Origin of the sequence: Streptomyces sp. NPDC050564, from assembly GCF_044457265.1 — a bacterium.
GTDB lineage: Bacteria > Actinomycetota > Actinomycetes > Streptomycetales > Streptomycetaceae > Streptomyces.
Genome location: NZ_JBITGS010000029.1, coordinates 104,767 through 127,654 on the forward strand (window position 1 = coordinate 104,767; position 22,888 = coordinate 127,654).

Consider the following 22,888-nt stretch of genomic DNA (forward strand, 5'->3'; position numbering starts at 1 on the left):
GGAAAGAGCGGCTGGGTAGTTCGGCCGATTTCAGCCCGCACCCTCCGTACGGTGCGGACGTGCTCAGAGCGCGCCGTACAGGGCGTCCACGAGCGCCATCTTCCTTGGGTCGTCGGCGATGTGCGGGCCCATGCGGTTCATGACGTACCCGAGGGAGACGCCCGCCTCCGGGTCGGCGAGGCCGCAGGAGCCGCCGAAGCCGTCGTGTCCGAAAGCGCGCGGGTTGGGTCCGTACGACCCGTTGGGACCGCTCAGCCACAGCCCGAGCCCGATCTCGGTCTCGTTCTCGAACCCGGCGCCCAGCACCAGATCACGGCAGCTGCCCTGCCCCTCGCGCACCCGCTCGGCGGCCTCCGGCGAGAGCACCTGCCGGGAGCCGTACGCGCCTCGCCGGGCGAAGATCGCGTACAGCGCGGCGACCGCGCGGGCCGTCCCGTGGCCGTTCGCGGCCGGGATCTCGGCCGCCCGCCACTGTGGCGTGTTCGCCTCGGTCGCACCGACGAGCGGATTGGCCAGCGCGGCCAGTGCTGCGGGCGCCAACTGGGCGAAGATCGCGGCCTGTTCACTGCTGGACGCGGCCGGCGGATGCACCAGCTCGGCCGCCCGGTCGGCCTCCTTCTCCGGCAGTCCGATGGTGAAGTCGATGCCGAGGGGCCCGGTCACCTCCCGCTCCAGGAACGCGCCCGGCAGCAGCCCCGAGACCCGCCGCACCACCTCGCCGACCAGGTGGCCGAACGTGAGCGCGTGATAGCCGGACTGCGACCCGGGCTCCCACCAGGGCTCCTGGGCCGTGAGGCGCTCGACGGTCAGCTCCCAGTCGCAGAGCTGTGCGAGCGTGTGCGGCTCACGCAGCCCGGACAGCCCCGCCCGGTGCGACAGCAGATGCCGCACGAGGACCGACTCCTTGCCCGCCGCCGCGAACTCCGGCCAGTACGTGGCCACCGGGGCGTCGAAGTCGAGCAGCCCCCGATCGGCCAGGATGTGGGCACACAGTGAGGTCGGCCCCTTCGACGTCGACCACACGTTGACCAGCGTCTCGCGCTCCCAGCGGCGGCTGCGCGCCGCGTCGGCCCAGCCGCCCCACAGGTCCACCACGGTCTCCCCGTCCAACGTGACGGTCACGGCCGCTCCCAGTTCGTCGCGCTCGCGGAAGTTCTCCTCGAACGCGGCGCGCACCGCCGAGAAGCGCGCATCGCAGTGGCCTTGCACATCAGGCGCGTGCTGGGACATGGGACCTCCGTCATGCGTCCGCGAATGAACCCGGAAGGAGCCGGGCCAGTTGAACGTACCGACTGGTCGGACTGGAGGGAAGGCGCTGGACCGCATCTGTCGTTCGGCCGCGGAGCCGTACCCACCGCCCGCCGCCACGTCCCCGGGCGCCGCAGGGAGGACGGCGGGCCGATGGGCCTGCCTCTGGGTGAGGCAGCGAACCGGAGGGCTCCTGATGGTTCCAACGGGAACCGCCTGGCGGTGTCGCCTGCGAGCCGGACGACCACGGGCCAGGACGCTCCCGCGGCGGTCTTACCACCAAGCTGCACCTGGCCGTTGAACAGAGGCAGAAGCCCATGTCCATCGTGATCATGGCTGGGCAGCGCGGGGATTCTCCGCAGTTCGAGGTCGTGCTGGGCCGCATCCGGGTGCCCCGACTGGGGTGCGGCAGGCCCCGCGTGCGCCTACGACGGGTGCGGGCGGACAAGGCGTACGCGTCCCGCAAGAAGCGCGCCTACCCGCAGCGTCGCGGTAACCGCTGCACCATTCCGGACAGGGCCGACCAGGTCCGCAACCGCAAGAAGCGCGGGTCCAGCGGTGGCCGGCCACCGAAGTTCGAACCAGAGGACTACAAGGCCCGGCACGCGGTCGAGTGCGGCATCAATCGCCTCAAGAGACATCGAGCCGTGGCCACCAGGTACGACTCGCGGTCCGCTACGAGGCTACCGTCCTGGTTGCCGCCATCAACGAGTGGTGGTGACGTACCGGTCCGACGACAACTCGAACACCCGTACTCGCCGACCGCAGGTGGGATTGACGGTCTCACGGACCAGATGCATCCCCAGTTTGGTCATGATCCGTTCGGAGGCCTCGTTGCCCACTTGAGTGATGCTGACGATCCGCTCCAGCCCCCGCTCTTCGAACCCGAACCGTACAGCGGCCTCAGCGGCCTCGGTGGCCAAGCCCTGCCCCCAGTGGGAACGTCCCAGCCGCCAGCCGACCTCAACCGCCGGCAGTACCTCCGGCAAGAAGTCGGGCACCGAAAGGCCGGTGAACCCGGCCAGCTCGCCAGTGGACCGGATCTCCACGGCGAACAGGCCGAAGCCCTGTGACTCCCACTCGCTCTCCCATGCCTGGACCCCGCCGCGAGTCTGCTGTTCGTCACGGACGCTGCCGTCACGGATCCACCGCATGACCTCGGGGTCGGCATGGACGGCAGCCATGGGCGCAACGTCTTCCTCGCGCCAGCGACGCAGGATCAAACGGGGAGTCTCAAGCGTGACCATCCAATCATTCTGGATCACAAATGGGCTCTCTGCCATCCTCACCAGGCACTTTCGATACACACCCCAGGGCCGGGCCAGGTTGTGCGCCATGGCGCTCAACTCAGCCTTGGAGGCTCGCGCTTCGTCCAACGCGGGCGATCCGATCGGCGCGGGCCGTGCGATGAACGAAGCGGAACGCCACTTCGAGCAGGCCGACTCAACCGAAGATCCCGCGTGGCTCAGCTACTTCGACTCCGCGGAACTCATGGGCGAACCTGTGCCACTGCTTCCGTGACCTCATGATGCGCCGCGAAGCCGTCGATCACGCACCGCGCGCAGTGAACGACACCGATCCGAAGTACGCGCCGCACTCCGGGGATCTGCCGCATGGCGCTCGCCCAAAGCCTGCTACTGAACGGCGAGTTGGAAGCCGCCGTCAGCACCGCGAGTCTTGCGGTCGAAGGCGGCGGCTCCCTCCGGTCCGCCCGCTTCCAGCGCTACGTCACCGTCTTCCGGACCGAGGTCAGCGCACACGCAATGACCCCGACCGTGGTCGCCTTCAACGACCAGGTAAAGACGCTCTCGCCCGCCTGGAGGACGACGAGTAGCGGCTACCAGGGCCGCCAGTCCCGAGGCCCGTCATCGTTCCGCAGCCCAGCGATGCGCCGACGGTACGCGGCCGCCGTCCGCTCATCTCTGTTCATCCTGAAGTCGCAGGCCAAGTAGCTGGGTTGATCGGTTTCCGGGATGCTCATGCCGGTCGTGGGCGGCTGTCTGCGGCGAAGGTCGTCGGGCAGCGTGCGAATCTCGATGTTGGTCAACCCGCCGGGCACGCAGGAGCGCGGCTGCGTGACGTACGTGCAGGCGCGGCTTGGTGAGGATGCGCCAGACACCTCACTTTGTCAACACGCAGGTTTTGGTGGCCAGTTCGGTGGGGAAGGCGGTTCGTTTGTCCAACAGCTCGCGCCCCTGAAGGCAGTGACAGAGCTGCCCGAGTATGCGATTGAACAGGTACCGAAGGGCGGACGCATGCCAGTCACCGTGCTCGTCGCGACGTCGGCGACAGTGGGCTTCGGCTCCGGTTGATCCGTCAGAGCCCTCCGGGCAGCTGGAGTGAAGCACATCGCGGCCGGCACCAGCCGCGACTACCACCGGCCCCTACGAGCCCTCGGTCACACGTGACGAACCCAGGCAGGTCTCGATCATGCAACGGCCATGGTCATGACACCCACCGTGATGTGAAGATCCTTCTCGCATAAATGATCTATCGATGGAGATGTGATGAGGGGTATCCGCTTCAAGAAGAAGACAGCCGCCTTCGCTACGTCCTTCGCGGCCGTAGCGGCTGTGATGGCGACCGCCGGTCCGGCGCATGCGGCGGAGTACAACGTCAGCGACAACTGTGATGTTCCATGGATCTCCTGCTCGTACGGTGATCTGTGGCTGTTCTACAACTCGAAGGACATTGCCATCCAGGATGGCTACTACAAGTCGGCGTTCACGACGTTCTACGGCAACGTGTCCGACCACTGGGGTACGAGCCAATACCAGGGATCCTCACTGACGACCTACCGGTACGTCTTCGGCAACGGCGGCAATGGCAACGGCCAGTACATGAAGAACAATGCGGCATCCGTGCAGAACTGCGCCGAAGGCGACAACTACCGCGTGTACTTCAACTCCGGCTACGGCGGCACATCTCAGTACTTCGCGAAGAACGAACCCTACGGAGACTGCAACATCACCAACCTGATCTCCGCCCTTAAGAACAACAACGCGTCCTCCCACTTCGCATAAGAAGGAAACCCCGTGAAGCACATCAAGCGGACAGCCACCGCAGTCGCCCTGACCGCTTCAGCTCTCCTGGTCAGTGCCTGCTCCTCCGGCACGACTCCGGACACCACGAAGAACGCGGCCGACGGCAAACCGATCGTGAACAAGGAAAACTGGCCCAAGAAGATTCCCACCAGTGGCCTGACCAAGGATCTGACCCTTCCGCTGGAGGCGTACATGGCCTCTTACGAGGACCAGGTCACCGTCGAGCAGGCGGCCAACGATCTTCAGCAGTCCTGTATGAAGGACTATGGCATCGACCTGACGCTGCCGCGAGCCGGCGCCAACCCGCCTCCCAGTGACAACGACGCCAACATCGAACGCCGTTATGGCATCACCGACCGGGCTGAGGCCGAGAAGTATGGCTACGAGCTCCCCCCTGCGCTGCAGGAGCACACCGAGCAGACCATGCGTGATCTGTCCGGTGTCGAGGTCGAGGTCCTGACCGGCCACACCAAGCCCGAACTGCCCAAGGCCCCCAAGGAAGTCAAGGCGGGAGAGCCGGTCGCCAGACCCGGCCAGGGCACGAAGCCCGCTCGGGCGGAATACAACGGAAAGAAGTTGAAGACGGGCGGCTGCATCGGCTGGTCCAAGGATCAACTCGACGTGAAGGAAGCCGACTCGACCTTCGTGGCGCAGCTCGCCGGGGACAGCCTGGTGCAGTCGATGAAGGACGACAAGGTCATCAAGGCCATCGCCGCGTGGTCTTCATGCATGGACGGCAAGGGACACAAGGGACTTGCCGATCCGTACAAGGCGATGGACCAGGGCGTCACCAACGATGGGGAGCCGTCGCAGGAGTCCATCGCTCTGGCGGTCGACGACATCGACTGCAAGAAGCAGACGGACCTGGTGAAGACTTGGTTCGGTGTGGAGTCTGCGATCCAGGACAAGCAGATCGCCGACAACAAGAGCCAGCTGACCGGCATTGAGGAGCAGCACGGCAAGGAAATCGCCGCCGCGCGCAAGCAGATGGCGGCTTCCGCCCGGTGAAGGCTGGTGCAGTAGTGCCTGGACCGTGCATGGTCCGGGCACTGTGCCTGATGGCGGCGTGCGTGCTGGCCGCCGGGTGTACGGACGGCGCCGCTGACAGGGCCCCCGCGTCGCAGCGGCCGGCGACTCCGACCACGGAGCAGAGCAGTCCGCAAGTGCGTCCATCGCCTGTGGCTTCGGTGCACTCCGAAGGCCGTACGCGTGTCTTGGAGTACGGAGACCTGATCGTTCGTGCCACGCCGGAAAGCAGCGGTGTGCGTACCGAGATCGAGGTGGCCAATACCTACCAGCGGGATGCGACGTACTCGATCCAGATCAGCATCGCTGACGGTAAGGGCTGGACCGCGCACAACCGGTTCTGGCTTCAGGATGTCCCTCCGGGCAAAACCGGACGGGATGACGCCGTAATCGGCTCGGAAGGCATGGGTCCGGTTCCGCAGATTCCGAAGATTTACGTCGATGAATTCACTCCCATCGTCGACCGAAAATAGAAAAGGGAACACCTTTACTGTGCGTATAAGACAGTGGAAACGCGCGGTGGAGATAGCGGCAGCGACAGCGATTATCGCCTCGTCCCTGTCCACCTCCGCGCAGGCTCAGGGACCGAAGGTCCCCGACAACGCCGTTCAAGGCGGCAAAAGCCTGCCGAAAACAACGAGCAAGCCCCACGAGGTCAGCAAGAAGGACCGCACTTCCGTCCTGGGAAAGAACTACTCTTCTTCCAAGGATGTGGCCCTGTCCACCTCCGGCGACGGCACCGGCTTCCATGTCCTGACAGGCAAGGAAACAGACGGCTACAAGTTCACCACCGTAGCCACCCTGCGCGAAGACGGATTCGATGCGGACAGCTGGATCGGTAACGCGTGCGTGACCGGTTCCGGGAAGTACGCGGCTATCGCCTATGCGCCCAGGACATTCACCAACAACCCCGAGCTCATGGTGCGCGGCGCGTTCACCGCCGTTGTCGACCTGGGCAGCGGCAAGGTCACCAAGCTGCCGTTCACCGCGTCGCTGGCCTACTTCTCTCCGGGCTGCGGCACCGGGGACGATGTGGTGTTCACCCAGCTGACCTACGACGGGGACAAGGAGCAGAAGACCCGTCTGATCACCGTGGACGCAGCCACAGGCAAACAATCCCAGCCGGTCGCCTTCCCTGGTCAGGTCACCTCAGCTGTCCCGACCCGGCACGGCATCGTGGCCGGCCACGGCAACAAGCTCGTCCGCATCAACGGGCGAAAGGAAACCGTCCTCGCCGTAACGAAGCATGTGCCGTTCCAGATAGCGGCTGACAGCGGCGACGGCGTGACGTTCATCGACCGGGAAGCCGACACTAAGAAGACCAAGGCGAAGTCCTGGGCCAAGCACCTGGACGTTGCGCAGGTCATGGGGAAGAAGACCACCCCGAAGACGGTGGCTGAAGGAAAACTCACCGACTGGGACCTGTCCGCCACCCCTGGCGGCACGGTGTTCCTCACGGGTGAGGCCAAGAGCAAGGGGACTCTGCCGGGTGCGGTGAAGAACCCGGGGCATCTTGCCAAGGGTGCCCGCATGTCGAGTCTGGGCCACGCGGGCGCGTCCACGTCTTGGGCGGACGGCAAGACCAGTCTGATCACGCCCGAGGAGGCCAAGCAGGTCCGGGATGCACGGATCACTCTGGACGTGGTCGCCACCGGCAAGCACACCGAGCTGGACGCCACACCTCAGCTGTCCGCCAAGCGGGCCGAGGCCGGAAGCCGCCCCTCCCCGGCGCTGGGCATCCCGACGGGGAAAGAATCGTCCGCGAAGCCGTCGGTCAGCGGTGACAGCGCGGGTATGTCCACGCAGATGGCGCGCACCCAGGTGCTGACGGCGTCGCCGATCGGTCCGAGCGAGGGCGCTGATGAGCGCTACTGTGCGGTGGCCCGCAACGATGCCAAGAAGCAGGCATTCCAGCCGACTCCCCGACAGGTGGAGTGGGCAGTGGACCAGGCCGTCGTCGGCTCGCTGCACATCAACCGGCCGGCAAACTGGAAGAACACCGGCATGGACTCCTACAGCCCGCAGGGGCTGTTCCCGCCGGTCGTCCTCGCCGGCGACCCCAACGGCACCCTCGACAACGAGGACCCGGCCGTCACCGACCGCTGGCACATTCCCTCACAGGTGATGCTCGGCGTCACCGCGCAGGAATCCAACATGTGGCAGGCCACCCGCTTCGCTGTGCCCGGTGTGACTGCCAATAGCCTCATAGGCAACTACTACGGCACCCAGTACACCTCCGACGGCACGCAGGCCGACCCCTGGCGGATCAACTTCTCCAAGGCCGACTGCGGCTACGGCATTACGCAGGCCACCGACGGCATGCGCCTCGCGGGCAAGACGAAGGACGGCGAAACCGCCCTTCCGCCCAACACGCAGGACGCCGTCGCCCTGGACTACGCCACCAACATCGCCTACGGCGTGCAGATTCTCTCCCACAAGTGGAACGACACCTACTACGCCGGGATGAAGATCAACGGCGGCAACCCTCAGTGGATCGAGAACTGGTTCTTCGCTCTGTGGGCCTACAACTCCGGCTTCTACAACACCCCGGACTCCGAAGGACACATGGGCCTCGGTTGGACCAACAACCCGGCCAACGCCCTGTGGAAGGCCAACCGGGTTCCGTTCCTGCAAAACGCCACCGACCCGTCCAAGGACGACTACTCCCACGCCGCGCACCCGCAGGACTGGCCGTATGAGGAGAAGGTCCTCGGATGGGCAGCGCGCCCCATCTCCGCCATGTTCGGCGTCAACGACTTCCGCCCCGGCTACCTGGCCGCCTGGTGGAACACCGTGGCCGAGCGCACTGCGGTCAAGCCGCCGATCGACCTGTTCTGCGACGCATCCAACAACTGTGACCCGTCCAAGATCAGCGACACCGATTCCAACGACCCCGGTCAAGGCGCCTGCACCCTCGACTCCGGTGACAGCGACACCAACCCGCACTGGCTGCACTGCTGGTGGGACAAACCGGCCCAGTGGAAGGACTGTGACAAGCAGGCCGAGTGCGGCCACCAGGTCCACCGCTTCAACACCAGCTACCCCGAGCAGGCCGACGCCAACTCCTACCCGCCGAAATGCACCAGCGGCCTGGACTCCGGCGCGCTGATCGTGGACGACATCCCCGACGGCACCACTCCGGCCGGCTCCGACTCACGCGGCTGCGGCGCGGCCAAGTCCGACGGAACGTTCACCCTCAACTACCAGCCCTCCGACATCATCGACGCCGACACCGGGCAGACCATCACCACCTATCCCGGCAAGATCGACACCCATCAGATCGGCGCCGGATACGGCAACCACTTCTGGTTCACCCACACCCGCAGCCCCGAGTCGTACCCAGCGCCCGGCGACCGTATGAAGGTCACCGGCACCTGGACCCTGGGCCGGAAGATCACCGAGTATGGCGGCCAGGCCAAGGTGTTCGCGTTCGTCCCCGATCACGGAGCGCAGACGGGCGCTGCCAACTACAAGATCACCACCCAGTGGGGCACCGAGACCAAGACGATCTCCCAGAAGGACAACCAGTCCAACAAGTGGGTCGACCTCGGCAGCTACCGCTTCGGCGACGTCGTCCCCAAGGTGACCCTGGACAACTTCAATGGCGGCGACGGATCCGCTGACATCGCCTACGACGCCGTCGCGTTCGTCCCCGGCGACTACTCCGGCATCCCCGACAACGGCACTTTCCCGGCCCCGGACGACTCCGCTCCGGACCCGGCGGACTACACCACGCCGCAGAGTATCGACGAGCCCTTCTTCACCCCTGGGGGCGGAGCCGCACTGTCCGCGATGTCGGCGTCGAACGTTAACGCCACCGCCGCGGTGAGCGGCAACGACACGGATACGTGCTCGGTGACGGAGAAGTCCATCACCTACAACCGCACCTCCGCATGCGCGTACGACGACATCAAAATCTCCGCGTACGACTCCAGCACCGGCGCGTATATCGGAAGCGCGACGTTCAACGTACGCCTGAGTGTCCACCCGGATCCGAATTCCGCCACCATCAAGGAAGAAGCGAACGTCAGTCTTCTCTCCATGACGGACGGAATCTACACGGCGCGGTTCATCTTCGACGCGAAATGCCGCGGGTACTGCTCAGTCAGCACACCTCAGTGGGCAGGATCCGACACCTGGACCAAGGGCGACCCGCACACTGCCACCTACACCAGGAACCTCACCTGGGATCAGAGCGGAACAACGGGCATCAAGGGGGACATCACCCCCTATTGGGAGGCCAACGCCTCCCTCAACGGGTCTGCCACGAAGGACAACGCCGTCGTGGAAAAGGACGCCCTCGTCGTTCGCTGCGACACCAAGGCCAAGACCACGCCGGGCTGCGTCTTCGGCTGGTACAAGCCGACGTACGTCATGAACACCAAGAAGTGGTCGGCGGCGGCTGCGCATGCCTGGCTGATGCAGAACAAGCTTCCCAGCCACTTTGGACTCAAGGGGCAGGGAGAGCCGCTGAAGTACCTCGGGGAGGAGGTGATGGCGCCTTCCGACCCCACCAAGACACAGCGGGACGTCAACCGCTCCACCATCTGTGGAAGAACCGTGGACAACTTCACCCCCTACCTTCCGCAGAACGGCCCGGGTACGGCCCTGCAATCCGCATCTGACACCGTCAGTTGTGACGAGATTGCCTTCGCCGCCTCCTACCAGAGCGGCGGAACGCCGGCGAGCATCGGCGGCACAAACCCGGTGAAGACCAACGGCAACGAGTGCGTACAGACCTTCGTCGGCAAGAGGGCCGACGGCTCGTGGTACATCGACCTGCGTGCCGACTTCCCGAATCCGACCTGGCGCGAGGGGTGTGGACGCTCCAGCATGTCGGGGCGGCAGAACTCCGGCTCCATGTCCGCGTTCGGCGGAGCATACGGGTTCAGTAACAAGAACCGTCTGCTGGACGGCGACGAATACTGGCTGGACCTGAACGGGTTCACCCTGTAGAACGAAAATGCGCGGCCCTGCGATGATTCGCAGGGCCGCACATTCGTGTTCAGGGTCAGTATTTGTTCCACATGAGGAACCCGTTGTCGACCCTCGGGAATCCTTCATCATTCAGGTGGGCGTGACGAAGCCGCTCGAACGCATCCGTGAGGAGGTCTGCCAGGGAGGTGCCTTGGTGACGCTTCGTCGTCTCCCCTTCGGCCCAACGTCCGACCTCGCCGGTCCCCGAGTCGACGAAGGTGCCGTAAAAGCCGTCCCATTCAGACGTGACGGGAATATATGAGGGTTTCCACAGGGGGTCATCTTCGTCAGCGGCACCCTCCTCGACCGCGTTGCGGTGAATCCACATCATGTGCTCATGGACCGCCTCGATGTGCGTCAGACCAAGAATGCCGAGACCATTATTCGTCACGTCGCAGTAGTTCGGGCTTATCAGAGTCGTGCGGTCCATGCCCGGCTTGTCGCATCCGTTGTTGACCAGGAGAATGCTCCTCAGGTCAGGGTGGATCACCGAACCGATCCTCTGCTCGGTCCCATGGATCATCTCCGGCGTGGCCGGCGACGAAAGCTGCGCGTAGGTACCGGGCGCGCATTCCCTCAGCCAGTCGGTGATCTTCACCCAGCATTCGACAGCACTGTCCATCGGAACCTCACCTTCACCCCCAAGGTCACAACCTCGACTCCGCATTTTAGCCTCAAAATTTCGTGACGGTTCGTCGGTTATATGCGGGCCAGGCTGAAGCGACTGACGGACCGGGGGCTGGCTGCACCGACTCACTCGGGCCGCTACGGCCGCACTGATCCGCGGCCGGAGGCCGGATGCGGGGAGCCGATTCTGGCCGTAACGCCACCCCCGGCGGGAGTTGGCATGTTTTGTGAGGAACAACCCGCCCGCCTTGGGCACTCAGGAGGATGGGCGTCACTGAGCAGAGCTACGCACCCTTGTCCTTGTCGCTAATCGGCTGCGAGATCAGCCGTTTGACCCACCGTTCGTTGAATCCCGCCAGAATCCCGATCCCAACCCAGAAGAAGAACGACTGCGCGACAGCAGCATTATTGAACGGATCATCGCTCTTCAGTAGAGTCTCTGTCGGATCTGGGAAGACCGCCACGATATGACCTTTGACCATACATAAGATCCCGGCTGCGAACAGCCAGCCCAAGGTGATGCGGTAGAGGGCCGTCCTCTTCGATGTTGTGCGGTGCGGAACCCGATGTTCGGCTCCGAGACGTAGCAGCACGCTGATTGAGGCACCCAACGAACCGCCCCCAAGGCACGCCAGCGAATCCCTATAGGCGAAGAATTCCTTTGGGTTGAGCTGCTTTCCCCCGTTCAGTGGACTGCGAAGCGTGATTACGAGGTCTTTCATGACCAGCCCAACCAGTACCAACACCAGGATACTGGCCCCCACCCCCAAGTAAAATCCTCGCGCGTAGCGCCTCCGCGCCCGTACCCCGGATAGCTCATCGATGAAGGCGGCAATCTTCTCCCTCCGAGCCTCCAGGATCTTGGCAACCTCCTCTGAATTGATCCTTTTTCGCTGCTCGTCGTTATCAACGAACTCAGATGCCACGTCACCGCGAGCTTTTGCTGCGCTGAAAGCGCCGATCGTCATGCGACGCACTGTCAGCCAATCTCGCTCTTCTAAGGAATCCTCCGCCTCCGAATCCATGAACTCGAAATCACATACCAGCAGCGGCACGATCCCTCGAAATTCCGGAAGCCCTTCCACGAGCTCTTCGAGCGGCTTTCGCAGCAGCCGCGTACGCTCCGCCTGCCGCTCTTCCTCTTGTTGCTCCCGCCTCGACTGCACTCCCAGGCGCCACAGCACTACCATCCCCGTCCCCCCGATTCCCCAGCGCGCGTGCCCCGTATGTACCGCCGTACGACTCTCCAGGCAAGTCACCGGCCTCCTTATACCTCCCTATAACACGACCGCCCAAGTGTCGTCAGGCAGGATGATCTGGCAGTGACCGATGTGATGACGGCGTTGGAGCCGTTCCGGTGGCCCCGTTGACGAGGGGGAGTCACTCCGGTGGGGAGCCTGTGGTCAAGGTGGGCGGAAGGTTGCCTTCGCCAAGGTGCAGCACCCTAGTCGCGCGCCGCCACGGCCGGCCCCGCCGCGTCGAAGCGCACGAAGACGCAGCCCGCCGGCGACGACGGCTGACCGTCCTCCTCCGCCAGGACGCGGAATTCGGCGACGGCCAGACCGTCGTGCCCGACGATCGGTTCGGAGATTCGAACGCCGATCGTCTGCTCGGCCGTGAAGGACCACCGTGCATACGCGGCGAGTTCGTCCCGGCCCCGGTGGGGCTCACGGAACGGCATGGACCGGTGGACGCAGCCGATGGCTTACAACTCCGGGATTGCCTCGACGTCGTGCGCCGCCCAGGCCTGTTCCTACACCCTGACGAAGTGCCGCGCCGCCCGAGCCGTGTCCATTGCGGGCCTCAGAGGTGGTCGGGCAGCCAGCGCAGCTGGGCCGCCTCCTGGTAGGGGCCGCCGCCCTCGTGGTCGTTGAAGTCGTACACCTCGATCTTCTTGTCGTGGTGCGCCCACGCGTTGAACGCCGCGAAGACCGTCGACGGTGGGCAGGTCTGGTCCTCCAGGGCGACCGAGAACAGGGCGGGCGCCCGGCCGCGCGCGGCGAAGTGCACTCCGTCGAAGTAGGAGAGCGTGCGCAGCGCCTGATCGGTGCGGCCGCGGTGGGTCTTGAGGTAGTTGCCGATCTCGCGGTAGGGGTTGCGGTCCGTGATCACCGTGGCGCGCGGGAAGTCGCACAGGAACGGCACATCGGGCACGATCGCGGCCAGGTCCGGCACCAGACCGCCCACCGCGAGGGTGATGCCGCCGCCCTGGCTGCCGCCGAGGGCCGCCATGCGCTCCGCGTCGACCAGCGGATGCGAGCGGGCGGCCTCTACTGCGCGTACCGCGTCCGTGAACAGCCGCCGGTAGTAGTAGCCCTCGGGGTCCTCGATTCCGCGCGTCATGAAACCGGGGTACGCGGGCGCGCTTCCCACCGGGTCCGGGGTCTCGCCGCCGCCCCAGGCGCTGCCCTGACCGCGCGTGTCCATCACGAAGTGCGCGAAGCCCGCCGAGGCCCACAGCAGATGCGTGTGCGCAAGGCCGCGTCCGCCGCCGTACCCGACGAACTCGATGACGGTGGCCAGGGGCCCATTCGCCCAGGCCGGGACGGTCAGCCAGCCCTTGACCGGGTGCCCCCCGAAACCGGCGAAGGTGACGTCGTACACCTTGACGGTCTTCAGGGAGGTCTCGAACGCCTCGAAGCGCGCGGCGAGGTCGTGCTCACGGGCCTCCTGGAGCGTCTTGGCCCAGAAGGCGTCGAAGTCCTCTGGCTCGGCGGACGCGCTGCGGTAGTCGCGGAGCTCGTCGAGGGGGAGGTCGAACAAGGCCATGAAGGACCACCTTTGACATCAGAGGTGCGGATGATCACACCGTACGTGTGCCGCCGGAGGTCGCCAAGCCTTGCCTCCCACCGGTGTCCGAGTGGCCTCCGCGGTGCGGGCGTCGTGCATCCCCGTCCCCCGTGGGTGAGTCAGGTCGTGAAGTCGTGCGCAGGCAGCATCGCAGTGTCACGGCCACATTGAACTCCTCGCTGCCACAGCCCCGTTCAGCGGCTACCGTGAGGGACCGAGCGGTGACGTCTCGTCGGCTCTGACCGGGGAGGGGCGCATGGGCGGGGACGGGGCCGGGGTGCCGAAGCTGCGCCTGGACGAGTTGCTGGAGGAGTTGCAGGGGCGGATCGAAGCCGTCCGCGGCACCCGCGACCGGCTGCAGAGCCTGCTGGAGGCGGTGCTGTCGGTGGGGCGCGGGCTCGACCTGGCGCAGGTGCTGCGCCGTATCGTCGAGGCCGCCGTCGTCCTGGTGAACGCCGAGTACGGAGCGCTGGGTGTGATCGGACAGCGACAGCAACTCGCGCAGTTCATCCCCGTGGGCGTGAGCGACGAGGTGTGGGCGGCCATCGGCGACCTGCCCTCCGGGCACGGTCTGCTCGGTGAACTCATCAGGAACCCGGAACAGTTGAGGCTCGCGGAGCTGTCCGAGCATCCCGCGTCGCCCGGATTCCCGCCGCACCATCCGCCGATGCGCAGCTTTCCCGGGGCTCCGATCCGGGTGCGCGACACGGTCTTCGGCAACCTCTATCTGACCGAGAAGAGCGGTGGGGGAGAGTTCGACCCCGAGGACGAGGCCGTCCTCGCCACGCTCGCCGTGGCCGCCGGTGTGGCCATCGAGAACGCCCGCCTGTATGCCGAGGTCAGGCTCAGGGAACGCTGGCTGGAGGCGGGCGCGGAGATCACCAGCGGGCTGCTGTCGGGAGTGCCCGAGCCGCAGGTCAGGGAAGTCATGCTGGAGCGGGCCCGGGAGATCACAGGGGCCGACCTGGGCGGTCGACCTGGTGGTCGAGGGCACCGCGGACCTGCGCGGGGCGCTCGCGCTGGGGCACCAGGCCGAGAACCACCTGGGACTCGTGCTGCCCCGGGAGGGCACATTCGCCGGCGCCGCACTGACCGCGGGCACGCTCGTAGCCACCGTCGACGTACGCAAGGACACCCGGATCACGTACGGCCCCGACCGCTGGGAGGGCCCCGGGCCCGCCGTCGCCGTGCCCATGGGCACCCGTGAGGGGCTGCGCGGTGTCCTGATGCTGGCCCGGGGCGCCGGGCGGCCGCCCTTCACGGAGGTCGAGACCGCGCCGCTGCTCGGGTTCGCCGGGCAGGCCGCCCTCGCGATGGATCTGGCGGAACGCCGGCGCGACGCCGAGCAGATGAGCTTGCTGGAAGACCGCGACCGGATCGCGCGCGACCTGCACGACCTGGCGATCCAGCGGTTGTTCGCGACGGGATGACCCTGCAGAGCGCCCAGCGTTTCGTGCAGCATCCGCAGGCCGCCGAACGGCTCGGCCGGGCCGTCGACGACCTGGACACCACCATCAAGATCATCCGGTCGACCATCTTCGGCCTGCGCGCCCATGAGACCCCCGACGCCGGACTGCGCATCCGCGTCGTGCGCGCCCTGGAGGAGGCGGCCGGCGTGCTCGGTTTCACACCCGCCCTGCGTATGGAGGGGCTGATCGACGTGGACGTCCCGGGCGCCATCGCCGAGAACGCCGTCGCGGTCGTCGGCGAGGCCCTCACCAATGTGGCCCGGCACGCGGCGGCCACCGCGGCGAAGGTGGCCCTCGTCGTGCGTGAGGGGCACCTCACGCTCCGCGTCGACGACAACGGCGTCGGCATGGAGACGGACGGCGGTCGCCGCAGTGGACTGCGCAACCTCGCGGAACGGGCCGAAGGGCTGGGCGGGCACCTGACCGTGACGGCACGTCAGGAAGGTGGCACACGCCTGGAGTGGCGGGTAGCGCTCCGGTCACGCTGAGTCCGTCCCGCCCACGTCAGCCGTCCGGCCCCGGCCGCGGCGGGAACTGTGCCGCGATCACCGCGGCCTGGATGCGCCGCTCCACCCCCAACTTGGCGAGCAGCCGCGAAATGCCGTTCTTCACCGTCTTCTCGGAGAGGTACAGCCGCTCGCCGATCTGCCGGTTGGTGAGCCCCTCGCCGATGAGGGCGAGGATCTCCTGCTCCCGCTCGGAGAGCCCGGCCAGCCGGGCGTCCTCCTCCTGCTGTGCGGCGCCCTCGCCCTGAGGATCCCGGAGGGCGCTCATCAGCCGCGCGGTCGTCGCCGGATCGAGCATCGACTGCCCGGAGGCGACCGTGCGGACCGCCGAGACCAGGTCCGAGCCCCTGATCTGCTTGAGCACATAGCCGGACGCACCCGCCATGATCGCGTCCAGCAGCGCATCGTCGTCGTCGAACGACGTCAGCATCAGACACGCCAACCCCGGCATCCTCGACCGCAGTTCACGGCAGACGGTGATCCCGTCGCTGTCCGGGAGCCGGACGTCGAGGATCGCCACGTCCGGCCGCAGCGCCGGTCCACGGACCAGCGCCTGCGCGCTCGTTCCGGCCTCCCCGACAACCTTCATGTCCGGCTCGGCGTCGATGAGGTCGTGCAGTCCCCGGCGGACCACCTCGTGGTCGTCGAGCAGAAACACACGCACGGGTGGCAAAGGCGGCGCGTGCTGTGGTTCGTCCATGTCCACTGCTCCCCGGACGCTGCGGCCCCGGAGGCTGGGGCCCACGATCGATCGTCGCGCACTACGGCATACGTCGACAGGGCCGAACGGTCCCTTCACAGGGGGCGCGTGGCTGCCCTGGGGGAGTGCGCCGCACGCGTCACGCCGTTCGCCGCGTCCACTGCGGTTCGGCTCGCGCGCCGACGACGTCGGAGCGGCACCTCCTCGCGGGCTTGGGCCGAGCGGCCCGTCCGCCCCTGCCCCGCGGGCCGAACGGCCCCCCGGGGGGAGGCCGGTTCGCCTCTCCCGACGGACCGCGCACGGCTGCCAGCGTTCACAGCGGACCCCGCGCCGATTCCAGCCCCGTGCGACTGAATCGCGCCCGCTGTGGAACTCGCCCTCCACTCCGCGCGACGAACGGCAACCCTGGACCGGCCGACCGCCGAACTCCCGGAAGGCAGGAGCCATGGCCATCGGCACCCGCACCATCACCGTAGGCATCGACGGCTCGCGCGCCAGTCTGGACGCCGCCGACTGGGCCGCCCGCGAGGCCGGGCGCCGTCGTCTCCCTCTGCGTCTGCTGCACGCGGGTCCGGAACCCGTCGTGCCCGCGCGGATCCCGGACGTCGACGTCCCGGCCGGGCGTACCCGCTCTGCACTCGACCGCGCGGCGATCCAACTGTCGTACGCCCACCCGGCGCTGGACATCATCGCCCGTACCACCGACACCCCCGCCGTCCCCGCGCTGCTCGCGGAGGCAGCGGACGCCGAGACCCTGGTCCTCGGCTCACACGGCTTCACCGGATTCGCCGGATTCCTGATCGGCTCGGTGGCCCTGGGCGTCGCGGCCCGCGCCGAACGCCCGGTCGTCGTGGTGCGCGCGGGCGAACTCCCCGAGGACGAACGGATGCCCGCCGTCGACGGCACATCACCGAGCGCCGCCCCGTACCTTCCGGTGGTCCTCGGCCTCGACCTGGACCATCCGGCGGACGACCTCATCCGCTACGCCTTCGACACGGCCGCGTTCCGCTCGGCGCCGCTGCATGTGGTGCACACCTGGACCCTGCCACCGCTGCGCGGCTACGCGCCCGTGGTGCCCCTGCCCGGCGACACGGTCGAGCGGGAGGACGGCAAGTGGCACGTGCTGACCAGCACGTTGCAGCCGTGGCGCCACAAGTTCCCCGAGACACCCGTCTGCGAGCAGGTCGTCTACGGCCACCCCGGGCACCATCTGCTGAAAGCGTCCACCCGGGCCGGCCTGCTCGTCATCGGGCGCCGTTCGGGCGAGGGCCTGGGCCGTGCCGCGCACTCACTCATCCGCCACGCCATGTGTCCCGTGGTGGTCGTGCCGCACAACTGACGGCGTGACCCGGCAAACGTCTCAGCCGAACCGCTCGATACGAATCCGGTCCACGGGCTGACCTGCTTCCACCAGCAACCGCGAGGCGTGCTCCGCGAACCCGTTGGAGCCGCACACATAGGCCTCCCACCCACCGGGAGGCTGATCGGCCAGGAGCGGCGCCACATGGGCGGCCGTCATACGCCCCACCGGCACACCGTCCAGTGCGCGGCGCGTGAACACGGGCGTGGTCTCCGCGCCGTACTCCCGCGCGTAGATGAGCTCTTCGGGGCTGCGCGCCGAGACGAGCAGCCGCAGCGGCACATCCAGGGACCGCGCGCGGTGGTGGCGCAGCATCGACATCAGCGGTACGACACCGGAGCCGGCGCCGATGAGCAGCGCGGGCCGGTCGCCGGGCCAGGCGAAGAAGCCGCTGAGCGGGCCGCGCACCTCGACCGAGTCGCCGGGCTCGGCGACGGTGTGGAACCAGCCGGAGACCTCACCGCCCTCGACATGATCGAGCGTCAGCTCGATGTGCCCGGCGTCGTCGGGCGGCGACGCGATGGAGTAATGGCGCTGCGCCACATACCCGTCCTCGGCGGTCAGCCGCAGCATCAGATGCTGCCCGGGCAGATGCCCCATCCACCGGGGAACCGCGAAGCGGAAGGTGGCGGCGTGCGGTGTCTCCTGGCGGATCTCGGTGAGCGTGGCCGTCTGCCAGGTGGCCGCGGCACCATTGCTCACGGCGATCCGCCCGGGCACGGCGAAGGCCGTCGGGGGTATGAAGGTCTCGGTCATCGGGGATACGGCCGTCTCAGTCACCGGAGTAGCGCTGCTCTTCCCAGGGGTTGCCGCGTGCGTGATAGCCGTTCTGCTCCCAGAAGCCCGGCTCGTCGTGGTCGAGGATCCTCAGGCCCGCGATCCACTTGGCGCTCTTCCAGAAGTACAGATGCGGCACGATCAGCCGCACCGGGCCGCCGTGCTCGGCCGGCAGCGGCTTCCCGTCGTACTCCCACACGATCCAGGCGCGGCCGCCGGTGAGGTCGGCCAGCGGAAGGTTCGTGGTGTACCCGGTGTGCGAGTACGCCACCGCGTGGGTGGCGGTCGCGTCCGGACGTGCGACGTCGAGGAACGCGTCCAGGGACACACCCCCGAAGCGCACCCCGAACTTCGACCAGCTCGTCACGCAGTGGATGTCACCCTCGTACGCCGAGGCGGGAAGCGCGTGCGCCTGCTCCCAGTCCCAGGTGCGCGGCTCGGCCACCAGACCGTCGATCCGGAAGGTCCAGTCGCCGGGAGTCAGGTCGGGTGTGACCTCGGCGGACAGGACCGGCCAGTCGTCGCCCGCGTCGTACTGCCCCGGTGGCAGTCCGCTGTTGTGGGCGCGCGGACGCCCGGTGAAGCCTCGCGTGACATTCATACGGGTGGTGCCTCCAGGCCGTCCGGGACGGCGGCCCGCGGATCGAGCGTGACCATTGCTTACGCATTCAACCGTACGGGGTGGTGCACCGTGCTCCGGTCCGGGCCAGGGCCAGGGCCCCGATCATTGCGGACGTATGAACTCTCCCGAAGCCGGGGAATAGCCTCGCCGCGATCTTCCTTGCCGCTAGAGCCAGTCCGGTGGCCCGTACAACTACAACCGGTGACAGTGGCCCCGCGACCGATGACAGCGAAGGAGAGTGAGGGAGCAGATGCCCAAGGCGTACGTCTTCACGCGGTACGGCGGCCCGGAGACCGAGGCCCTGGTGGAGCAGGACCGGCCGAGCCCGGGCCCCGGCCAGATCCTCGTCGCCGTGCGCGCGGCCGGTGTGAACCCGGTCGACTGGAAGCAGCGGACGGGGTACCGCCGCCCGGGCGCCGCGGAGCCCGAACTGCCCGCGGTGTTCGGCAACGAGGTCGCCGGGGTCGTCGTGGAGGTGGGCGCCGACGTGACCGGGTTCGGCCCGGGAGACGAGGTCTTCGGTAACCCGGTGGCCGGCGGATACGCCCAGTACACGCTCCTTCCCGTGGCCGTCACCGCGCACAAGCCCGCCCAGTTGTCGACCACGGACGCCGCGGCCCTGCCTGTCGCGGCGGCGACCGCGTACGACGGAATCCGCCAGCTGGACCTTCCGTCCGGCGCGACCGTGCTGATCACCGGCGTGGGCGGCGGGGTCGGCGTCGCCGCCACACAGATCGCGCGCGCCTTCGGGCTGCGCGTCGTCGGGGTCGCGAGCGACGGCAAGAAGGACTTCGTCGAGTTGCTCGGAGCCGTGCACGTCCCGTCGGGGCCCGACTTCGCGGAGCGGGTGCGCGCGGCGGCGCCGGACGGCGTGGACGCCGTGTTCGACCTCGTCGGAGGCGAGGTGCTGGAAGCCGCGGCCACGCTGCTGGCCGACCGTACGAAGCTGATCACGGGTGCCGACCGGGAGACGGTCGCCCGGCTCGGCGGTGTACCCGTCGCGCGCGCCCGGACCGCCGCCGTGCTCGACGAGGTGGCGCAGCTCGTGGTGGACGGAAAGCTACGGCCGTTCGTGACGCGGACGTTCCCGCTCGACCGGGCCGGTGAGGCACCGCGCACCGTCGAGGACGGTCACGCGCGCGGCAAGATCGTGATCGAGGTGTCCGCATGAGCGCGCACTCGCCTGAGCATCCGGGGCTCGATTCGCCGCTCGGCCCGCACCCGCTGGACAATCCCGCCCTCCGCTCCCTGACCGGGCCGCACGCCCACTTCGCCGAACGCCGCGGCCGCGTCCTGCGCTACCCCGCGGACGTATCTCCGTGGCTGGCCCTGCCCGACGAGCCGGATGCCGACGACTGGGCGGACCTGGCAGCCCTGGTGGGCCCCGGTGGCGAGGCCCCGCTGGCGGGCTTCACCGGGCAGACCCCCGACGGCTGGGAGGTGACTTTCAGTCTGGACGGCGTCCAACTGGTCGACGACGGGATCGCCACGGCGCCGGACGCCGAGGCCGTGCGGCTCGGCCCCGCCGACGTGCCCGAGATGCTCGACCTGGTCGAGCGGACCAGACCCGGCCCCTTCCTGCCACGCACCGTCGAGCTGGGCACCTACCTCGGAATTCGCCGGAACGGTGCCCTGATCGCCATGGCGGGGGAGCGGTTGCACCCCCCGGGCTGGACCGAGATCAGCGCGGTCTGCACCGACCCCGGCTTCCGCGGCGAGGGACTGGCCGGCCGGCTCGTCCTGGCCGTCGCCGACGGCATCCGTGAGCGCGGCGAGACCCCTTTCCTGCACACCGCCGCGGGCAACACCAATGCCATTCGCCTCTACGAATCCCTGGGCTTCCGACTGCGCCGCACCACTCGTTTCATGGCGGCGCGTGTGCCGGAGCGGCTGGGGGACGAACGGGTCGTCGGAGCCCGATGACGACTGGACCGGGCGAACGAATGACGACGCGGACCCTGCGACCTGACGACGAGGACCCGGAGACCGCGGGCTGGAGAGCTCCTCAGCTCGCGGCTCCCTTTCTGACGGGCGGTTCGTATCCCGTGTTGTAGTGCACGAGATACGCGGCGAACCGTTTCAGATCGTCCTCCGCCCAGCCCGAGAGCCGCTCCCGGAACGCGTCACGGCGGCTCTCGGTGACCTGGGCGAGAATCCGGGTGCCCGCCTCCGTCAGATGCAGGACCTGCACCCGGTGGTCCTCGGGGTCCAGCCGGCGCTCGATGAGCCCGGCCCGCTCCAGCGCGGCCACCTGACGGCTCACGGTGGACTTGTCGAGCGCATAGTGCGAGGCCAGGTCGGTGGCACGGCAGCCGCCGCTCTCCTCCAGATGACCGAGCAGCGTGTACGAGACCAGGGACAGCTCGGGGTGCATGCGCCCCGCCGAGGCCCGGGCCCGCCGGGCGAAGATGGTCATCTCGCGCTGAATGGTCTCGACAGCCGACTCGGCGGCCGACGCTGCGGGCACCGGCCCGTCGGCCGTCGGCATACCAGCCGTGTCCGCGAGCGTGCCGGCCGTGTCCATCGGCGCGCTGCTGGTGACAACGGTCTCATCGGACTCTTCGGGTGCCTTCACGGGACCTCCCTCCACGCTTCTGGTTGTATAGTACAACTTGATAGGGAGTTGTATTTGCCAACCAATGGAGGATCCGTGGTCACCGGCCTGCGTTCCCCGGCCCTGCGCCATGTGCTCACGCACCTGGTCACGCCTCTGATGATGTGTTTCGGCATGGGGCTGGCGTACATGGGCGCGTTCGTGACGCCGGAGCCGCATCACCTGCCCGTCGCCGTCGTCGGCGCCGGCCCCAAGGCGAAGGTGTTCGCCCAGACGGTCAAGGACAGGGCGGGGGACAAGCTCGACGTCCGCACCGTCCCGGACCGCACCGAGGCGGTGGACCTGCTCAAGTCCCGCGATATCACCGGCGCTTACGTGCCGAGTGCGAAGTCGCCTGAACTGGTCGTCGCCACCGCCGCGTCCGACATGGGCGCCATGGCGGTCGAGAAGGTCTTCACTCCGGTCGCCGCCCAGCGGGGCGAGGTACTGAAGGTCACCGACGTCGCCCCGCCGGTCGACGACGACCCCACGGGCCAGGGCCTGTTCTTCCTGCTGATCGCGGTGAGCATCGGCGCCTACGCGTCCGTCGCCACGCTCGGTGCCGCGGGCGCGGGGCTGCCCCTGCGGATACGCGCGCTGCTGGCCGTCGGGGTGTCCGGGGTCGTGAGCGTCATCGGCGCGGCGCTCGCCGGACCCGTCTTCCACCTCGCCCACCACGACCTCACGACCGTGTGGGGGATGAGCTGGCTCTACTCCGCGGGCATCCTTTTCATCGGCGTCGGGCTGCACACCTTCCTCAAGCGGTGGACCACGCTCGCCATGATGGTCCTCTTCGTGATGCTCAACTTCACCAGCTCCGGTGGCCTGTTCCGTCCGGAACTCCAGAACGGCTTCTTCGGCACCCTGCACGCCTTCTGGAACGGCGCCGGATTCGTCGAGGGCATCCGCAGCGTCCTCTACTTCGACCGCGACGGTCTGTCCGGCAACGTGGGAACGCTGGTCGCCTGGCTGGTGGTCGGCCTGCTGGTCACCGCCGTCGCCGGCGTCGTCGAGCGGGCACGTGCCCTTGGCCCCGTACGGGAAGAGGCCGTTCCCCAAGTGGAGGAAGCCGAGGAAGAGCTGGCGGAGTCGGTCGCCGTCTGAGGGTTCCTGTAAGGTGGCCGTCCCGGCTGCGGACCGCCCCAGCCG

Annotated in this window: 21 protein-coding genes and 2 pseudogenes; 13 read left to right on the forward strand and 10 right to left on the reverse strand. The window is 67.7% G+C overall.

All coding sequences use genetic code 11. The features are described from left to right. Positions 1 to 63 precede the first annotated feature (63 nt). Positions 64 to 1,230, reverse strand: coding sequence for a serine hydrolase domain-containing protein (locus tag ACIBK0_RS36770; protein ID WP_399089537.1), 1,167 nt, complete (start codon positions 1,228 to 1,230; stop codon positions 64 to 66). A gap of 308 nt (positions 1,231 to 1,538) precedes the next feature. Here ACIBK0_RS36770 and ACIBK0_RS36775 point away from each other — a divergent pair. Next, positions 1,539 to 1,865: pseudogene (locus ACIBK0_RS36775) on the forward strand (IS5/IS1182 family transposase); the annotation flags it as partial. Between the two features lie 87 nt (positions 1,866 to 1,952). On the opposite strand, the gene ACIBK0_RS36780 reads toward ACIBK0_RS36775, so the two are convergent. Further along, a complete protein-coding gene (locus tag ACIBK0_RS36780) occupies positions 1,953 to 2,495 on the reverse strand; it encodes a GNAT family N-acetyltransferase (RefSeq protein ID WP_399089658.1) in 543 nt (180 codons plus the stop codon). Between the two features lie 88 nt (positions 2,496 to 2,583). Between ACIBK0_RS36780 and ACIBK0_RS36785 the strand changes: the two genes are divergently transcribed. From ACIBK0_RS36785 to ACIBK0_RS36815, 7 genes are all read left to right on the forward strand, one after another. Further along, complete coding sequence (locus ACIBK0_RS36785; protein ID WP_399089540.1) at positions 2,584 to 2,769, forward strand: hypothetical protein; 186 nt, start codon at positions 2,584 to 2,586, stop codon at positions 2,767 to 2,769. A 92-nt stretch (positions 2,770 to 2,861) separates the two neighbouring features. Continuing rightward, positions 2,862 to 3,200, forward strand: coding sequence for a hypothetical protein (locus ACIBK0_RS36790; RefSeq protein WP_399089543.1), 339 nt, complete (start codon positions 2,862 to 2,864; stop codon positions 3,198 to 3,200). A gap of 123 nt (positions 3,201 to 3,323) precedes the next feature. Continuing rightward, the gene (locus tag ACIBK0_RS36795; protein ID WP_399089546.1) at positions 3,324 to 3,560 is read left to right on the forward strand and encodes a hypothetical protein; all 237 of its coding nucleotides are present in this window, start codon (positions 3,324 to 3,326) and stop codon (positions 3,558 to 3,560) included. 195 nt (positions 3,561 to 3,755) lie between these two features. Beyond that, a complete protein-coding gene (locus tag ACIBK0_RS36800; RefSeq protein ID WP_399089549.1) occupies positions 3,756 to 4,271 on the forward strand; it encodes a hypothetical protein in 516 nt (171 codons plus the stop codon). 12 nt (positions 4,272 to 4,283) lie between these two features. Further along, positions 4,284 to 5,300, forward strand: coding sequence for a hypothetical protein (locus tag ACIBK0_RS36805; RefSeq protein WP_399089552.1), 1,017 nt, complete (start codon positions 4,284 to 4,286; stop codon positions 5,298 to 5,300). A 206-nt stretch (positions 5,301 to 5,506) separates the two neighbouring features. Beyond that, positions 5,507 to 5,791 carry a hypothetical protein gene (locus tag ACIBK0_RS36810; RefSeq protein WP_399089555.1) on the forward strand — a complete coding sequence of 95 codons (285 nt, stop codon included), beginning with the start codon at positions 5,507 to 5,509 and terminating at the stop codon, positions 5,789 to 5,791. Positions 5,792 to 5,810: 19 nt separating this feature from the next. Next, positions 5,811 to 10,274 carry a hypothetical protein gene (locus tag ACIBK0_RS36815; protein ID WP_399089558.1) on the forward strand — a complete coding sequence of 1,488 codons (4,464 nt, stop codon included), beginning with the start codon at positions 5,811 to 5,813 and terminating at the stop codon, positions 10,272 to 10,274. 55 nt (positions 10,275 to 10,329) lie between these two features. On the opposite strand, the gene ACIBK0_RS36820 is transcribed toward ACIBK0_RS36815, so the two are convergent. The 4 genes from ACIBK0_RS36820 to ACIBK0_RS36835 all read right to left on the reverse strand — a co-directional run bounded on the left by ACIBK0_RS36820 (position 10,330) and on the right by ACIBK0_RS36835 (position 13,691). After that, entirely contained in the window at positions 10,330 to 10,917 is a 588-nt protein-coding gene (locus ACIBK0_RS36820; protein ID WP_399089561.1) for an SMI1/KNR4 family protein, read from the reverse strand. Positions 10,918 to 11,206: 289 nt separating this feature from the next. Beyond that, on the reverse strand, positions 11,207 to 12,112 hold the full coding sequence (locus ACIBK0_RS36825; RefSeq protein ID WP_399089564.1) for a hypothetical protein: 906 nt from the start codon (positions 12,110 to 12,112) through the stop codon (positions 11,207 to 11,209). Between the two features lie 254 nt (positions 12,113 to 12,366). Continuing rightward, entirely contained in the window at positions 12,367 to 12,603 is a 237-nt protein-coding gene (locus tag ACIBK0_RS36830; protein WP_399089567.1) for a hypothetical protein, read from the reverse strand. A 122-nt stretch (positions 12,604 to 12,725) separates the two neighbouring features. Further along, positions 12,726 to 13,691, reverse strand: coding sequence for an acetylxylan esterase (locus ACIBK0_RS36835; RefSeq protein ID WP_399089570.1), 966 nt, complete (start codon positions 13,689 to 13,691; stop codon positions 12,726 to 12,728). Between the two features lie 277 nt (positions 13,692 to 13,968). Between ACIBK0_RS36835 and ACIBK0_RS36840 the strand changes: the two are divergent. Further along, positions 13,969 to 15,669, forward strand: a pseudogene (locus ACIBK0_RS36840) (GAF domain-containing protein). A gap of 16 nt (positions 15,670 to 15,685) precedes the next feature. On the opposite strand, the gene ACIBK0_RS36845 reads toward ACIBK0_RS36840, so the two are convergent. Then, on the reverse strand, positions 15,686 to 16,387 hold the full coding sequence (locus ACIBK0_RS36845; protein ID WP_399089573.1) for a response regulator: 702 nt from the start codon (positions 16,385 to 16,387) through the stop codon (positions 15,686 to 15,688). A 445-nt stretch (positions 16,388 to 16,832) separates the two neighbouring features. Between ACIBK0_RS36845 and ACIBK0_RS36850 the strand changes: the two genes are divergently transcribed. Further along, a complete protein-coding gene (locus ACIBK0_RS36850) occupies positions 16,833 to 17,726 on the forward strand; it encodes a universal stress protein (protein WP_399089576.1) in 894 nt (297 codons plus the stop codon). Between the two features lie 21 nt (positions 17,727 to 17,747). Here the strand turns inward: ACIBK0_RS36850 and ACIBK0_RS36855 are convergent, their stop codons facing one another. Further along, the gene (locus ACIBK0_RS36855; protein ID WP_399089579.1) at positions 17,748 to 18,503 is read right to left on the reverse strand and encodes a ferredoxin reductase; all 756 of its coding nucleotides are present in this window, start codon (positions 18,501 to 18,503) and stop codon (positions 17,748 to 17,750) included. 16 nt (positions 18,504 to 18,519) lie between these two features. Then, positions 18,520 to 19,125, reverse strand: a complete 606-nt coding sequence (locus tag ACIBK0_RS36860) for a sulfite oxidase-like oxidoreductase (protein WP_399089582.1) — start codon at positions 19,123 to 19,125, stop codon at positions 18,520 to 18,522. A gap of 271 nt (positions 19,126 to 19,396) precedes the next feature. Between ACIBK0_RS36860 and ACIBK0_RS36865 the strand changes: the two genes are divergently transcribed. Then, positions 19,397 to 20,317 (forward strand): NADP-dependent oxidoreductase, encoded by a 921-nt coding sequence (locus ACIBK0_RS36865; protein WP_399089585.1) that lies wholly within the window; start codon positions 19,397 to 19,399, stop codon positions 20,315 to 20,317. Further along, positions 20,314 to 21,069, forward strand: a complete 756-nt coding sequence (locus ACIBK0_RS36870) for a GNAT family N-acetyltransferase (RefSeq protein WP_399089588.1) — start codon at positions 20,314 to 20,316, stop codon at positions 21,067 to 21,069. The genes ACIBK0_RS36865 and ACIBK0_RS36870 overlap by 4 nt, the downstream gene beginning before the upstream one ends. A gap of 82 nt (positions 21,070 to 21,151) precedes the next feature. Here the strand turns inward: ACIBK0_RS36870 and ACIBK0_RS36875 are convergent, their stop codons facing one another. Continuing rightward, a complete protein-coding gene (locus ACIBK0_RS36875) occupies positions 21,152 to 21,634 on the reverse strand; it encodes a MarR family winged helix-turn-helix transcriptional regulator (RefSeq protein WP_399089661.1) in 483 nt (160 codons plus the stop codon). Positions 21,635 to 21,859: 225 nt separating this feature from the next. Between ACIBK0_RS36875 and ACIBK0_RS36880 the strand changes: the two genes are divergently transcribed. Next, on the forward strand, positions 21,860 to 22,843 hold the full coding sequence (locus ACIBK0_RS36880) for a hypothetical protein (RefSeq protein WP_399089664.1): 984 nt from the start codon (positions 21,860 to 21,862) through the stop codon (positions 22,841 to 22,843). Positions 22,844 to 22,888 lie beyond the last annotated feature (45 nt).